Annotated in this window: 9 protein-coding genes; 1 reads left to right on the plus strand and 8 read right to left on the minus strand. The window is 64.7% G+C overall.

What is annotated here, in order from left to right; genetic code table 11:
• Positions 1 to 100 precede the first annotated feature (100 nt).
• The gene (locus BDD21_RS20490) at positions 101 to 1618 is read right to left on the minus strand and encodes a sigma-54-dependent transcriptional regulator (RefSeq protein ID WP_120798734.1); all 1518 of its coding nucleotides are present in this window, start codon (positions 1616 to 1618) and stop codon (positions 101 to 103) included.
• A 413-nt stretch (positions 1619 to 2031) separates the two neighbouring features.
• Positions 2032 to 2253 (minus strand): CopG family transcriptional regulator, encoded by a 222-nt coding sequence (locus BDD21_RS20495; RefSeq protein WP_120798735.1) that lies wholly within the window; start codon positions 2251 to 2253, stop codon positions 2032 to 2034.
• Between the two features lie 313 nt (positions 2254 to 2566).
• Between BDD21_RS20495 and BDD21_RS20500 the strand changes: the two genes are divergently transcribed.
• Positions 2567 to 2785 (plus strand): hypothetical protein, encoded by a 219-nt coding sequence (locus BDD21_RS20500; RefSeq protein ID WP_120798736.1) that lies wholly within the window; start codon positions 2567 to 2569, stop codon positions 2783 to 2785.
• A gap of 1395 nt (positions 2786 to 4180) precedes the next feature.
• Here BDD21_RS20500 and BDD21_RS20510 read toward each other — a convergent pair.
• The 6 genes from BDD21_RS20510 to BDD21_RS20535 all read right to left on the minus strand — a co-directional run bounded on the left by BDD21_RS20510 (position 4181) and on the right by BDD21_RS20535 (position 15679).
• Complete coding sequence (locus tag BDD21_RS20510; RefSeq protein ID WP_120798738.1) at positions 4181 to 4891, minus strand: DUF3581 family protein; 711 nt, start codon at positions 4889 to 4891, stop codon at positions 4181 to 4183.
• A 96-nt stretch (positions 4892 to 4987) separates the two neighbouring features.
• Positions 4988 to 7147 carry a DEAD/DEAH box helicase gene (locus BDD21_RS20515; protein ID WP_120798739.1) on the minus strand — a complete coding sequence of 720 codons (2160 nt, stop codon included), beginning with the start codon at positions 7145 to 7147 and terminating at the stop codon, positions 4988 to 4990.
• Positions 7144 to 8484, minus strand: a complete 1341-nt coding sequence (brxD, locus tag BDD21_RS20520) for a BREX system ATP-binding protein BrxD (protein WP_120798740.1) — start codon at positions 8482 to 8484, stop codon at positions 7144 to 7146. Before brxD ends, BDD21_RS20515 begins: the two co-directional genes overlap by 4 nt.
• A complete protein-coding gene (gene pglZ, locus BDD21_RS20525; RefSeq protein ID WP_120798741.1) occupies positions 8481 to 11252 on the minus strand; it encodes a BREX-2 system phosphatase PglZ in 2772 nt (923 codons plus the stop codon). Before pglZ ends, brxD begins: the two co-directional genes overlap by 4 nt.
• Complete coding sequence (locus tag BDD21_RS20530) at positions 11245 to 14943, minus strand: BREX-2 system ATPase PglY family protein (protein WP_120798742.1); 3699 nt, start codon at positions 14941 to 14943, stop codon at positions 11245 to 11247. The genes pglZ and BDD21_RS20530 overlap by 8 nt, the downstream gene beginning before the upstream one ends.
• Before the next feature lie 133 nt (positions 14944 to 15076).
• Positions 15077 to 15679, minus strand: coding sequence for a Uma2 family endonuclease (locus BDD21_RS20535; RefSeq protein WP_120798743.1), 603 nt, complete (start codon positions 15677 to 15679; stop codon positions 15077 to 15079).
• Positions 15680 to 15692 lie beyond the last annotated feature (13 nt).

Genomic DNA, 15692 nt, shown 5'->3' on the forward strand with positions numbered 1-15692 from the left:
CGCTCTGGACTACCGAGCGGCGAGGGCGTGTGTTCTCTGAGTGCCAGCAAGTCGCAACAGGGCGGCACCCGGCTAACCAGGTACAGCAGATTGCATGCCATTACGTCTGAACCCCATGCTTCTTGAGCCAGTTGGTCAAAGTCGTGGCATTGCCTAAGCCAAGTAGCGTAGCGGCGCGGCTCTTGTTGCCGGCAGTGACCTCGATTGCCCGCTCCAAGTAGTGCCGTTCAACACGGTCGATGATGGCCTTGAGATCCACGCCTTGCACGATGTCTTGGCCGAGGATGGGGTCTTGTTCTATGCCCTCCTTGGATCTTGGTCTGGGTAGCAAGGCGTCGCGGGCGTCCTCTGTGTCGACGACGGGCCCAGGTGTCCAGACGGCGGCACGGCGCAGGGTGTTCTGCATCTCCCGGACGTTGCCGGGCCACGGGTGCTCAATCAGAAGTCTTCTTGCGCCGACCGAAAGTTTCTTTGGAGTGTAACCCGGTTCGGTCTCGCTCTCGCAGTTGACCTGGTCCAGCAGCCGGTCGAGCAGTAGGCCGGTGTCGCCCTCGCGCTCACGTAAGGGCGGTAGCCGGATGACGGCCACGGCAAGGCGGTAGAACAGGTCTTCGCGGAAGCGCCCGCCTGCGACCTCCTCGACGAGGGTACGGTTCGTCGCGGCGAGAATGCGCACGTCCACCGAGGTTGCGGAGGTGGCGCCGACCCGGATGACCTCGCCTTCCTGAAGTGCGCGCAAGAGCTTGACCTGGGCGGGTTTGGGCAACTCTCCGATCTCGTCGAGGAAGAGCGTACCCGTGTGCGCAGCCTCAAAGTAGCCCGCGCGCCGCGCGGCGGCGCCGGTGAATGCGCCTTTCTCATGACCGAACAGCTCGGATTCGACTAGATCCGGCGCGATGGCGCCGCAATTGACGGTGACGAACGAACGGTTGCGCCTCGGGCTGGCCTGGTGGATGGCGCGGGCGAGGAGTTCCTTGCCGGTGCCGGATTCGCCCTCGATCAGGACCGGGATTGAGCGTGGCGCAGCCCGGCGGGCGCGGGCAATGGCCCGTTGCATCGCGGGGCTTTGGTGGATGATGGCTGAGAATTCCGGTGCGGCAGGCGGTAGTCCGGCGGTGAGTCGCTCCAACTCGCGGTCCGGGTGGTTGAGCAGATCGGGTAGGAAATCCGCTGCAATATCGAAGGGAATCGACGCGGTGCGCACGCCACCAGGAATGGACGATTCGATCAACTCGGCGGGGAAGCGGGTCTTGGCGAGAATGATCCAGACCGCAGCCATGGCGGGTGTACCCGGACTCAAGTGGAAGGCGAGGTTGTCGCCCTCTTGCTGGCTCTCAACCGTATCCGCCACCACCTGACGGGCGTGGCGGTAAATGGCACCGAAGTCGGTGGGGCTATCCAGAGTGATATGGTGTGGAGTGACAGGTGCCTCGAACTGGTCATGAATCCAGGCGAGATAGCACGCGACTTCATCCTGGCCGTAGTCGCAGAGAAGCTCCAGTCTGTCGAAGCGCCCGGTTTGCAGGGCCTGGGCCACGGGGCCGAGGCCGACTTGATGACTCTCAGCGACGGCGCGCAAATCGGTGCGGCCGAGCCAACTGACGAGGGTGGTTCCCATGGCGGAAGATCATAGCGGATGGCGTGGCGGTCAAGCGAATCTGGTGTGTGTAAATCGGCAAGGTACAGCCGAAGTCACCGATGCGCCCCGACGATGATTGGCGTTTCGGACGACTCCTGGTGTGACTGGTATCAGTCTGATTGCTGCCATTCAGGTGCGCGACCAGAATGGAAGCGATGGGTCGTAACCGGCTTATCCAGAGCGCGGGCCCCAGGGACCGCAATGCGCGTCTACCTGCCGCCGGACCTCGCGCGGCAAATAATTTTTTCGCTGATCTGCGAGTGAGCTAGCAGCGTCGTCGGTGGCTTGACGAGTGCCCGAACGGAAAGTGCCCGCCGGTTTGTTCACTAGAGCGACGAAGTCACGGAGCCGCGTTGGAGCAGAGAGCGCCTTGCTGGTCCACTCAAGCTCCATCAGCGCGGGACTGGCAGAGGTTCGTCCGTATCCAGTCGATCGGACCACAATTGGACGGTTTGGAGATCGATGACCCGGCCAGCATCCACATCGGCCAGGGTTACCCGGGTGAGGCGATCGCGCTCTTCCTCGAGCTCCAGACGGTCAGCCATTTGATCGACATTCGCGGCCAGTGAAACAGGGACGCTCGCGGTCAAGACGCGGGTTGCAGCTCTTGCCATGGGCAATCTCCTCGGTCTCTCGGGCTAATTCATGACTCATCATATTGATGCTGATGAAGGTTCCGGCGCGGGCGTGTAAGCGGGTGCCGCCGATCACAGGACTCGCCACCGATCCAACAGGTGATCGATCCACGCCGCCCTCCCATTACCAGCATCACCCCGCGGCCAGGTGCAGGCGCTGGCTAGGGCGGACCGACCTCGGCACTATTGCACGACATCCAGAACCACGCGAACAAACCTGAACGGGCGCAGCAATTCTAAATTTAAGACCATTATTTTATGAGGGATTTCTGAGAAGCTACTGGAGATTCCGTTGGTCCTCAAGCCTGCCCTTGCCCAAAGTGATCCTACGGCGGACGTGTTCTCGGTCACCGGTTTGGTGCAGCGGATACGCGAGGCGTTGTTTGACTTTCCCGATCACAGTATGGGCGGCAACAACCAGTCTTATGCCATCGGCGACGCCGCGCTGAGTGTCTTCTCGGCGTTTTTCCTGCAGAGTCCGTCGTTCCTGGATGATCAGCGGCGCATATAGAAAGAGCACGGGGAGAACAACGCCAGCTCGCTGTTCGGCGTGCATCGGATCCCGAGCACGCAGCAGATCGGCAATCTGCTCGACTCGACCCGATCTCGGCGGATCATCTCGCGCCGGTGTTCTTCGAACTCATCGAGGCGCTGCACCGGCACGGCGCCTTGGCATCGCACCGCGGCGTCGACGCCTGCTGATTGCGCTCGACGGGACCCAGCACCACTGCTCAGAGTCGATACAATGCGAGCACTGCTCTACGCGCACGCTGAGTAACGGCAAAACCCAGTATTACCATGTTGCCGTCACACCGGTGATCGTCGCCCCGGGGCAAGCGCAGGTCTTTGCCTTGCCACCGGCATTCGTGCGCCCGCAAGACGGGCAGGCCAAGCAGGACTGTGAAATCAATGCTGCGACCGCGCTGGCTTCAGAAGTGGCGTGCACGCATCGCGCCGTAGCGCACCACGATCCCGGGCGACGATCTGGACTGTCATCAGCCGCTCTGCGAGCAGGTGCTCGCGCTGGACTGTGCGTTTTTGTTCGTCTGCCTGCCACCGTCGCATGCCCTGCTATATGAATGGGTCGCGGACTTCGAGCGTATCGGCGCGGTTCCGACCCTGGTGAAAACACGTTGAACGGGCAAGCAGCGCCGTACCGAGAACTATCGCTGGCTCAATGATCTGCCGCTGCGCGACGGTGATTCTGCTCGGCCAACTCTATCGCGCGATCCGCCGGCGCCTACCCTCGCGCGGCCCACATTCTTCGAACATCTGCTCGCGCTCACCTTGTACATGCCCTTTACCTCTTGGGATCACCTCTTCGACTTCATGCTGGAGGCCCTGCAGCCCGCGCGCCCGCCCCCAATCGTTGATCACCCGGACAACGGCGGCAAATTTAGAATTGCTGGAACGGGCGTCCGCTTCACTCTCCTACGCCCGGTGCCGCGCCCAGCACAAATAGAGCCGATATAGGCTAACACCACTGCGCTCGGCATATGTCTTCCGGCGCATCCCCGCCTATGCCCGATCCGGGTGCTCGAGCCTTTCCTCAGCTGCCCGACTCCGGCTCTCTCTCATGTCGGCTACTCACCTTTTTTCTTCGCGACGGTCGGGTGTTCACCTTTTTAGTTCGCAGCACCGCGAAGTAATTCTGCGGAAACATACACGCAAGTTTTTGTTTTTGTTTGCGTCTCCCGGTTCTGGAATTGCTTCGCCGGATGGGAAGAACGCACCGAAGGCCGAGCACCCACACGAACCGCCGGGGCCACCAAAGAACTACGGGGCTGATATAAACACATTGATCAAGCTGCTGGAATCCGGGCGACTGTGAGGCACCATGACGAGGTGCGCATGGAGATCGTGCTGAAAGCGGCGTACGCGTGACACTCGCCCCAACATAAGGCGGTCAGATGCCAGCGAGACAGGCTGCCTTCCACCCGGCATAGCGCTCGACCAACCCCCTTAACGCCTCGGGCTCATAGGCCCGCAAGCCGCTCAGGATGAGGGTCTTCGCGCCCTGCCCGACCGGCTCCCCGGCGGCAGTCAGGCGGAACCCGAGTCGGGCCTCGCCGCGCTTGCCCTTCACCTCGAGCTCGCTCGATTCCAGAGCAACGTCCACGTCAGGGCAGTCCAATCGGTCCAGCTCGAACGACATCCGGTCATAGATCACCAGTGGCCGATCCGGGTTGATCATGACACCCTGCTGCTCCATGAGCGGCACCAGGATGTGCGGAAAGTTCTGACCCGAAAAGGCCACGTAGCGACGCACCAGCGATTCAATCAAGATCAAATCCCTGGTGACCTGTCCCGAACGCTCGACCTCGAGACAGGGCTTGCCGTCGGCCGTCTCGACCACGACGCCTGCGTCGCTCTGAATGACATTCAATGCGGCACCCGCTCCGACCATTCCGGTGAAGCGAAAGGTCATCCGGCTCGCAAGACCACATCGGGCGAGGACAAGCGCAAAGAGGAGATCGCCGGGGGCACAAAAGCGCGGATTCGTCGCATCGTGGATCGGATTGAAGTCACCCGCGACCTGCTTGGCGAAGGCGCTGCCTTGCGGCGCGGAGATGCGTAACGTGCCGTCTTCGGCCGCGTGGAATGGATCGAGAAACATGGCTCAAAGCTCCGAGATAGGGGAGGCCAGACGACCTGACACTGGGGCGAGGAAAGGACATCGACCGCGCGAGGGGTCGGGTTGGCGCTGATTGCCCTAGGGGAACACTGGCGCTTCGTGCCCCCGAATGATGATCACCGGGGCACGGCGAAGCACCGCGAGGCCCTTGGAAACGTCAAATCGCTCGGCCATCTCGCGCTCGCGCAACGCCTCCGGCAAGCATTCACCGAACTTCAGCTCGGCGATGAATCCGTCATCGAGCGGCAGCTCAAGCTTGGCCGTCTCCGCCAAAATCGTCTCGGCGATCGCCTTCTTCAGCGATGCCGGATCGACCGCGCCGGTGAAGCTGACCGCGAGGTTGTCGGCGGCGACCTTGACGGCCTCTCCGGCCAGCGCGTCTGCCATCGCCGCGTTGAGGAGTCGGCCGGCGAAGGTCCACCAGAGGATCCTGTCGTGCGCATAGACAACGAGGAACGTCTTGCCCGGCTCGACCCAGTCGAATTCCTCGCGTAACGCTGCCATCTTTTCCAGGGCGCGTCGGGAGAATGCGACGCCATCCTCATGCGGGTTGTCCTCGCGCCCCAGCACACGGGCTACCGCCTGACAGAGTATGACATGCAGCGGCTGGCCGGCGCTCAGCCATTGGGAGCGTCCGTGCAGCTCGGTCGGCTCGACGTAGGCATTGCGTCTTGGCCAGTCGATGAACTTGGTTGCCCAAGAGCGCCCGCCGAGGGTCAGGACGGCTGGCCCCTCCTCTTTCAGGATGAAGGTCGACTGATGGACCTCTCCGATCTGCTGTCGGCCGTGAAAGACCTGGATCGACGGCGGGCTGACGAAGACCGAGAACAGCTCCATGAAGTGCTTGGCCCCGAACTGGCGCTCGCCCGATCGGCCGATCCCGACCAGACCCTGATCGGAATGCAGGATCTCGGTCTCGCGCATAAAGTCGAAGATCTGTATCAGCTCTTTGGGCTCGACCCGCGCCAAACCGGGAAGCCGCCCCAGCCAGGCCGGCCAGTCGGCCCTGGTGATCCCGGATTCCTGCAGGGCCAACGCCATGATCTGCTGAGCGAAGATGTGCAACGGCAGCGGCGGCGGCTCGATCAGCTCGACAAAGCCTTCGCTCCAGAGCTGCAGCAGACCGACGGCCGGCAGGAACGCCTCCTCCCTGGTGATCAGAAAGAGACAGTTCCGTGCCGTCCCGGCGCGTCGACCGGTTCGTCCGATGCGCTGCAGAAAGGACGACACCGTGCCCGGCGCATCGATCTGAATGACCCGATCCAGATCACCCACGTCGATGCCCAGCTCCAGGGTACTGGTCGCGACGATCACGCAATCCTGCCCCTGGCTGAACGCAGTCTCCGCCGCGTGCCGCTCCTCGAGGCTGAGGCAACTGTGCGAGACGTAGGTGCTCACACCCAGCCCGCGCAGCTCGATCGCAAGCGCTTCGACCCTGGACCGGCTATCGCAGAAGACCAGTCGCTTCTCGCCTCGGTGCAGTCTGGAGATGATCAGCGCCGCGTTGCGCAGGTTGCCGACCCAATCGAGCGCGATCTCCGGCGCTGCGCCTGCGTCCGTCGGCGGATCGATGACGCTGCGAGGCTGCGCGAAACCCGCGGCCAGCCAGTCGCAGAGCTGTTCCGGGTTGCCGACCGTTGCCGAGAGTCCCAAGCGCTGCAGCTCCCGGCCAGCGATGTAGCCCAACCGTTCGAGCACATACATCAGATGCCATCCGCGGTCGTCGCCCGCGAAGGCGTGGACCTCATCGATGATGACGCAGCGCAGATTCGCGAACAGCCGCCGATGGTCGATGCGCTTGGAGACCAGCATCACCTCCAGTGACTCGGGGGTCGTCAGAAGGATGTCCGGCGGATCGGCGCCGAGCCTGGCCTTGCGCCCCGGGCCGACATCGCCGTGCCACAGCGCAACACGGCGCCCCAGCAGGCCGGCGTAGTACGCCAGCCGCGGCTCGAGGTTGTTCAGCGGCGCCTTGATGGGACAGATGTAGAGGACGCTCAGCCCGTCCCAGCGTTCGCTCAGCATGCGCGAGAGCACCGGAAAGGCCGCTGCTTCGGTCTTGCCGCCTGCGGTCGGCGCAAGCAGGATGGCATGCTCCCCGCGCAGGATCGGCGCGATGGTCGCCTCCTGCAGCGGACGCAGTGACCTCCAGCCAAGGCTGTTGACGATGTGGTGCTGTAGCGCCGGATGCAGACGATCGAAGGCGCTGCCCGTCGCGCTACCCGTTGCAGCCGTCACAGATCCAGCTCGATGTCGTCCACCCCTGTGGCGGATCGGGCGGCACGCTCGACGGCGCTCAGCTCCCGGTCGCCGACGGTCAGGGCATAGTGCTGCCGCGGGTCGAAATCGGCATGCTGATCCACCCGATCCATGACCTCGCCGACCAGCTTCTTCAGAAACAGCCGCGGGGCGATCCCGACCTTTCCGCCGAGCGCGCCCGTCACGGCCTCGGCGAGCGCGGCGACATAGGCTTCGTCGACGACCGCAGTCAGGCGTCTATGCGCCCTGCCCTCTACCCGATCGTCTGCACAACCCTCTGCATAGAGATCGCGCACCTTGCGGCCCACCTCGCACAAGGCTGCGACGTCGAATCCCTTGAGCCGGATCTGCACGGCGCGCGGATTGTCGAAACGGGCGTCGGTCGCGAAATCCACGGCGAGCCGCTGCGCCAGGGGCGGCAGGCGCTGCACACCCATCGGACCGTCGAAGAATGCCGTCGTCCCGGTGATCACCAGATAGAGCCCCGGAAAACGTCCGCTGTCGATCTCGTCCATGAGCTGGCGCAGCGCATTCAGGCTCTTGTCGCGCACGTCCCCACGCATGCGCTGCAGTGTTTCGACCTCGTCCAGCACCAAGAGCAGCCCCGGATGGCCGGAGTCTTTCAGGATGGTCAGCACGCCCTGCAGGAAGCTCAGGGCGCCGAAATGGTCGATGTCCCCTTTGATGTTGGCGTAGCGCTTGATCGTCGCGGCGATGTTCGGCTGACCGGCCATCCAGGCCAGCAGCCCATCGGCGATGTCGTCTCGCCCTTCAAGCAGCGCGCGCCGATAGGCCCGCAGGGTCAGCGCAAAGGCCGGTGCCGAGCGCACCACCTCGCCGAGACGTTTTTCCATGAGCGCGTCCGTGGCATTCATCAAGGCGGCGACGTCGTCGGGATCCACCTCGCCCTGAGCGATCACGTCCTCCTCGAGCGCAAAGAACCAGGCATCGATGACATTACGGAAAGCCCCGGAGGGCGAATCCGCCGTGGTCAGACGCTCGATCAGACGTCGGTAGACCGTCTCCAGGCGGTGCAACGGCGTCTCGGTCTCGGAGATCTGCACCTCGGCGCAGGCGAAGCCCAGGCGATGGGCGCGCTCGCGCAGCCAGCGGGCGATGAAGGTCTTGCCGCTGCCGTACTCGCCGCGAATCGCCTTGAACTGCCCGCGCCCGCGGGCGACCTTCGTCAGCTCCTCGTCGAATGCGGCCTCGAAGGGCGCGAGCCCCACCGCAAGCGCGTCGAGCCCGTATTGCGGCACGGTGCCGCGCCGCAGCGCGTCGATGATGTCGTCTCGGCGTTGATGGCTGATGGTCATAGCTCAAACTGGGTCTTCAAAGACGCCAGATCGAGCCGGATCGTCTTGGATACCCGGTCGATCGCCAGGACCGGATAGCCATCGACATTCAGCAGCTTCTGCACGCCCGCCAGGAGTCCGTAGAGGCGGATCTCGGGGAGACCCAGGCCCTGCGCCACGGCGGCCGCCATCTGCTGACCGCCCGCCCGAGACAGCAGATCCAAGAGCTGCCGTAGCTGCGCCTCGCTCACCATCACCCGAGCGCTGCGTGCCTTCATCTGCGCGTAAACCGGCGAGACCATCAGAGCTGCGATCCAATCGCCCTCCCCCGCCCGCACGGGATCCGGCGCGGGTTCTGATTCGGGACTCGGCGTCGGCAGCTCGGCGAAGAGGTCAAGCGTGTGCGCGTCCTGCTTCGATGATTTCGATGGCTTCGACGGCTTCGACGGCCCGGCCGATGACGTCGGCACGGCATCACCCGCGGATGTGGTCATCGGCTCCGCAACAGGCTCGGCAACAGGCTCGATCACCCACCAGTCGGGCTCCTGTCGTGCGACTTCGCGCCAACCCTCGATGGGGCCGGTCTCGCCGGCATTGCGGTAAACGCCGAACGGAATCAGTACCTCTTGGAGCGAGCCGCCACCGTGATAGCCCATCTTTTTCGCCGTGTACCGAATCCGCTCCGACCAGGGCAGGATGACCTGGTTGCCGGGAAGCACGACGCGCTCGCCCGAGACGCGCACCTCGCCGACCCCGACCGGCTCGCTCAATGGCTTGAAGCGCTCCGCCTCGGCCGCCGTCTGCACCAGCGTCATGTCGTGATCCAGCACATGACCATGGTCGCTCGTGAGGATCACCAGCCTGCGCGACTCCCGGGCGGCCTCCAGGATCCGGCGCAGCACGCCGATCGACGCCACCGACCAGCGCACCGAGACCTGGGCACCGCTGCTGAGTTGGTCGTCGACCGCGTTGATCACCGCACCGACCACCTTGTGCGCCTGGCCCGCGATGACCTCCCGCACCCCTTCAGCCAAGGCACCGCTGCCCGGCTGCAGGAGATCGCCCTTGTGAAACAACCGGGGGGGAAACTTCGTCGACGAGAGCGTCTTCAAGCCGGGATGCGCGGCAAAGGCCTTTTTCTCGTCGGCACCGGTGCCCTCGCCCAGCGTGCCGGACAACAAGGCATAGCGGCTGATCCGGGTGATCGTCGGCAAGGCGGCGAGCAGACAACAGGGGCCGGTGCTGTCCGCCGGTTGAAGCTCCACCCAGCCGTCATGCAGCAGATCGCCTGCAAGCTCGCGGTAGACCGCGTGACTCATCCCATCGAGCACCAGGACCAGCACCGGCTGCTGCTTCGCCAGCGGAGCGATAAGGACATCCAAGGCCCGCTCTACGGGCAGAACCGACCCATTGACCTGATCTCCACGCGCAATGGCCGGCAGATGGTGCGAAAAGCGCTCGTTCAGACGCTCGCGCCGCGCGGACACCTGACCGATCAGTTGCCTGTAGACGCGGTTCAGGGCCTCGTGCGCGTCGCCCGACCAGAGGCGGCTGCGCGCCCAGTCGAGATAGCCGCCACTCCCAACATAGTCCCCGACCTCCTCCGCCAGGCTCCCCCGCTCCACCTCCTCCTTTCTCAGCCAACGGCAGGCGCGGACCGTCAGCTCCGCCGTGCCGAGCTGCTCCGTGCGGACCTTCGCCAGTTGATGACGTCGCAGATCCGCCAGGGCGACGAGCACGGGCTCGATCGGTTTGCCCGCAAGCGCCGCGTCCAGCGTCTGCGCGAACCGGTCGAGCCGCAGTCCGAACCCGTCCGGCAGCAGGTCCGACGCGACCGCGAGTGGGCGCATGTCGAGACTCGCAAGGAGCTGCTGGGCCTGCGTCAGCGGCGCATCGAGCGCGCGATAGGGGCGCTCGGCCAGAAACCGTTCAAGATAGCCGACGGTTGCCCGCCCGTAGTCCTGCAGCGTCGTATCCTCGATCCGCGCGCCGCCGACGACACGCTCGCGCAGGCGGCCCCTCGCCTGGAAGAGCGCCTGGTCCGGCGACAACCCATCGCGATACAGCACCGAGCAGACCAGACCGATCGCGACCATGTCGCCCGCGTGCCCTTCTCGCCAGAGGCTCAGGACCAGCTCGGTCGAGGCGCCAAGTCGGAGCGCGAGCCAGTCGCCAAGGTGCGCGACCATGGGCTCGGGGAGCGCCGAGACCGCCGCGTCGACCTGCGATCCGCGCGACCAATCCAGGAGCGCGTCCAGGTCGAGCGCCTCGCCCGCGAAATCGAGCCGCGCCAAGGCCAGGGCGCGCCAGGCTTGATCGACATCCAGCACCTCGCCGAACTGAATCCGCCCGCGATAGCGGTCATAGGCATCGACCAGTGCCTCCGCAATCCAGCGATAGGGTTTTCCGGTCAGGCGCGGATCGATCCGGCGCACGCGCAACAGTTGCTCCAGTGTCCGCCAAGGGCTGATGCGCTTCGGCTCGCAGCCCCAGAGCCGTGCCAGGACATCCTTGGACAGGCGCGTCTCATCGAAGGGCGAGAGCATCACCAGCCGCTCGGCACCCGGCGCGTGCGTCACGAGCAGCTCGCGTATCGCCAGCTCCGAGGGGCAATAGACGACCCGCAGCGTCGTGTCCGAGAGCTGCCGCCGCAACTCGCGCGGCTCGATGGGCTCGGGCCAGACCAGCGCGATCCGATCGGCTCCGGCATCCTTGCTCAGGATCGCCTGCACTTGGGTGAGCACGGCGCTCGGGAGCACGGCGTGGTCGGAGACGGGATCCTCAGCCATCCGTCTCCCCCAAGATCTGATAACTGATATCCAGTATCACCCCGTCCCTCAGCAGCGGCTCGATCTCCTTCAGAACGCGGCGGGCCTCGTCGACCTCCAAGCCTTGGCGATCCTCTTTCTTCAGCACCTTCTTGCCCTTGAGTCCCCGGGGCGGCTCCGGTGGCGGCACGACCGGGGGAACGATCGGCGGAACGACCGGCGGTCGCTGGATCAGCCGCGTCGCATCCGCCTGTGCCTGCTTGAGCGCATCGGCCAGGGAGGTGACCAGCTCGTCCGCCGCCAGCGCGTCGGCCACGGCGCGCTTGATCCGAACGCCCTCGCCGCCGTCCCAGACCGCCTTCAACAGGTCCCAGTTATTGTCCGCGATGGCATTGCTCACGCGCGTCGCGGCGATGATGCTGCGGGCCAGCGCCGGTAGGCTGGTGACGGGTGCGATGCCCGCCAAGGCGGTGACCAACGCAGGCCCTTCGCGCGCTTGCAGATCGTCCAGCACCGCAACGCCAAGCTTGGCATTGGCGAGTCGATTTCCACTCGCCGAAAGACCCAAGGCGTCAAGCTGTTCGGTCAGTGCAGACAGCAGCTCGCGACAGGGTTCCAGATAGGTCTTGACCGCGTCGCGCACCTCTTTTTGCAGCGCGTTCTGGTTGTTCGCCGTCCTCAGAGGATTGATCGTCAGTCCGAACAAGGCACCCGCGTGATCCAGTGCCTGCTTCCACTGCGCGGGCTCGGCCAGATCCTGCTTGATCAGCACCAGGTCGTCGCGGATGTCCTTGAGCGAGACATCCTCGTAAGGACCGCCGTGGAAGGTGAAGGCGTACTGGCCGTGCTCGGCAAAGATCAGGATGAGCAGATTTTGCACGGCGGTCGGCAAGCCCTTGGGCTGCGGCAGGTCCATCGCCGTGCGCAGTGCCGCCACGGTCACCTCCCCGCCCGTCTTGGCCAGCTCGCGGCCGAGGTGCTGGGGCCAGTCCTCCTTGAAGATGAAGTGACGCTCGTGCATCTCGCCGAGCTTCAGCGGCTGGGCGATCTGGCGCATCAACGGACGCAGCGGGCTGTCCACATCGATACGGCCGTGGGGTGCGTGGATCGCGCGGCGCAGCTCCAGGAAGATCTTGCCCAGATCGCTCGGCCGGACCTCGCCGTCGCCCTGAGTCTCGAAAAAGGCCGGGTGGTCCGGGTACTGAAACGCCAGCGCCTGCCCGAGCAGTTGCTCGAAGGCCCGCGCCATGGTGGTGCCCTGCGGCGGCCTCGGCGTGAACCCGGGCTGCAGCGACATGAGCTGAGACTCGAGCAGATCGGTGTTGTCGAGCGATCCGGGCAAGGACGCGGCGACGCCGTAGGCGCCCATCAGGATGTCTTTGATCTGCTGGCGCAGCTGGCTGCGTTGATTGTCCAGCAGGGTTCGAGCACTCGCCCGATCCTGCGGGCTGAGATGGCGGCTGTAGCGGTTGAAGCTGTCCTCGCTCTTGAGGATGTCTTCGAGCACGACCAGCTTGCCGAGATTCTGCCGGGCGCCGTGACTCAGAAAATAGGGCAGCCAGCAGAGGGTTCGCGCCTGTCCGCCCGCGCCCTCGAACTCCCTGACCCTGGCCTGATCGTCGGTCGGCGAATAGGTCCCGGTGTCGAAGGGGAAGTCGATGATGACCTTCCACTGGTCGTCGCGCGCCTCGAAATAGCGCTCGTCGGTCATCTCGCGGATGTTCTGGAACAGCACCTCCACGCGCCGACGGGTGCCGCGCCACACCCATTCGTGCTCGACGAAGAGCTGATTGTCGTCGCGGATGCCGAAGGCATCGAAGACCATCTCCTTGACCAGGCGCCGACGGTTGCCGTCGTTGTCGTTGATGCGCGCCTGCTCGAGGATGCTTTCGGTATCCACGCCCGAGAGCTGGATGCCGATGATCGGGCTGGTGTCTTCCGAGATCTTGATCTCGCCCACCTGCCCCGCCCATTTGCGGCACTTCTGCATCACCGTGGGGGCCTCTTGGCCGGGGATAGGCGAGCGGATGGTGCCGTGATTCAGGGCCGCGAGCTTGGTCGCCGTGAGCTGTTTGAAGCTCTCGACCTCGGGAACCAGCGCGGCCAGCACCAGCGTCTTGAGCAGACGCAGGTCGTTGTTGAAGGCTTGCCGCCGCAGATCGCCCGGGGGCAGCTCCAGGAGTGCCTGAACGCCGCTCTGATGCTCCATCTCCAGCAGCGGGATCAGCTTGCGCTCGAACAACAGCTTGGCGTTGTCGAAATGCTGACGCATTTGCTCGGAGAAGGGCTCGGCCTCGGAGGCGATGACGTCGTAGAGGTCACCCACCGGGATAACGCTTCCCAGCGCCAGGGTCTCGCGCTGCTCCACCAGCAGCATCAGCATGACCTTGAGCGCCGTGCGCTCGCGCTGCAGCGCCGAGGACAGCGCCACCAGCGCCTGAACCAGGGCCGGGCTGAAGGGATAGAGTGCGCGGAACATCTCGCGATCGCCCTGGCTGGTGAGCAGCAGGTTGAAGGCGTCTTCGCGCATCTTTTCGGTCTGGGCGAAGGCCGCCTCGATCTGGCCCCGGGCCGCCTCGTCGACGGGCGCAAGCAGACGCCGCTGAGCGATCACCGGCAGGTTCCGGTCCTCCAGCGTGATGGTGTGGAAGCGCCCCTCCCAGTATTTCAGCGAGTCGCTCAGGATCTCCTGCTCCACCCCGCTGTACTGATCGCCGACGAACTCGCGCAGGTCGCGCTGACGGGCGATGAAGCTGATCACCGGCAGCTCGCGCGGGATGCCGGTCTCGACCAGCTTGACGACCTTCTGGATCTCGCTGCTGATGAAGTTGCGGTCGGACAGACGGCTCGCGAGCCAGAGGATCAGCTCGTCGAGAAAGAGGATGACGGCGTCGTAGCCGAGCGCCTTGGCGTGCCGGGTCATCACGCGCAGCCCCTCGTCGAACTCCAGATAGCCGCCGCTTTGGGTGTTGGCGAGGTCTGCGAATGAGGTAAAGAGGCTCCCGACCAGGTCGCTGACCAGCCGGTCGCGGCCGTCCTCGCTCGGTTGGCCCCCCGGCTGTCCCCCCGGCTGACCGGAGATCACGGCATCGAAGCTCACGGCATCCCAGCCGGTTGCGACATCCCCCCAACCGTCGTTGCTCCCGCCCCTTCCCGCGGCGTTGAGCGCGCCGAAGAACCGCTCGTCCCCCAGGTGCCCGCGCATCGCTCGGGCGTCGTCGAAGAGCCGTTCGCTCATGTAGAAGCCGGGCACCGGAGCGCCCGGATGGAGCTTGCGGATGTGGCGCGCATAGCCGCCGAGCACGCCGGCCTCGATGCTCGCCGCGCCGATCATGTGATAGGGCACCAGCAGGATGTTGCGGCTCTGCATCCAGTCGCTGTGCTTGGCGACGGCCGCCCCCAGCTCCGGGATGGCGCGCGCCTGCACGTTGCCCTGCAACAGCAGGTGCAGCACCGCCATGAAATGCGATTTACCCGTGCCGAAGCTGCCGTGCAGATAGGCGCCCTTGTTGCGGTTCTGCTGGCTGTTGACCGTGCTCTTGACGAAACTCAGTGCGTCTTCGAAGCAGCGCGCGAGCTGCGGCGTGACAACATAGTCCCGGAGCGTCTGCTCCACGGCGTCGGCCTCCAGGCCGCTCGCCAGATTGAGCACGAAATCCCCGCGCTGGACGCGCTCGGGGATGTGGATGAGGTCTTTGATCAAGACAGACATATGATTTATCGGCGTCCTTGGTCGATCAACGGGGTCCGCGTCCAGCACGGGCGTCGGCGAGCATCCGAAATCGCATAGCGCGTGAGCCCAAGAAGCACTCGCCGAATTTGATTACGACCGCTTGAGTTTGTGGTTATGCCTGCGTTCCGCCCTCCTGTCTGGATCCAAACACCACCCGATCATAGAGTTCGCGCACCGACAGTCGGCAGTCCAGCGCCTCCAGCACAATCTCTGCTTGCGGGTCCGCATAGGCGTCGAGCAGCCAGCGGCCGTCCGGCTGGCGGGTGAAGACATCCACCGCGACCTGGTCCTGCGCGATCAGCAGATAGTGGCGCAAGCTCGGCAACCGACGGTAGAGCGCGAACTTGCCGCCGCGGTCATAGGCCTCGGTCGAGGGCGAGAGCACTTCGGCGATCAGCACCGGATTGGTCAGCACATCGCGCCGCTCATCATGGAAGACCGGGGCGTCACAGATCACGCTGACATCCGGATAGGCACAGACATCGGCGGTCTCGATGCGGATCCGCATGTCGCTGGTGAGGACTGTACAGGGGCCACCATCCAGGTGATTGCCAAGCCGTCTGGTCACATTGGCCGCGATCAGACTGTGCTCATAGCTCCCGCCGGTCATGGCGAAGACCTGACCGGCAACGTATTCGTGCTTCACATCGATCGATTCACGCTCGACCGCCAGATAGTCCTCGAAACGATACTCGGGTGTGAATTGTGTCTGCATGGTCTCGCTCCTC

This window comes from Thiocapsa rosea (assembly GCF_003634315.1).
GTDB classification, from domain to species: Bacteria; Pseudomonadota; Gammaproteobacteria; order Chromatiales; family Chromatiaceae; genus Thiocapsa; species Thiocapsa rosea.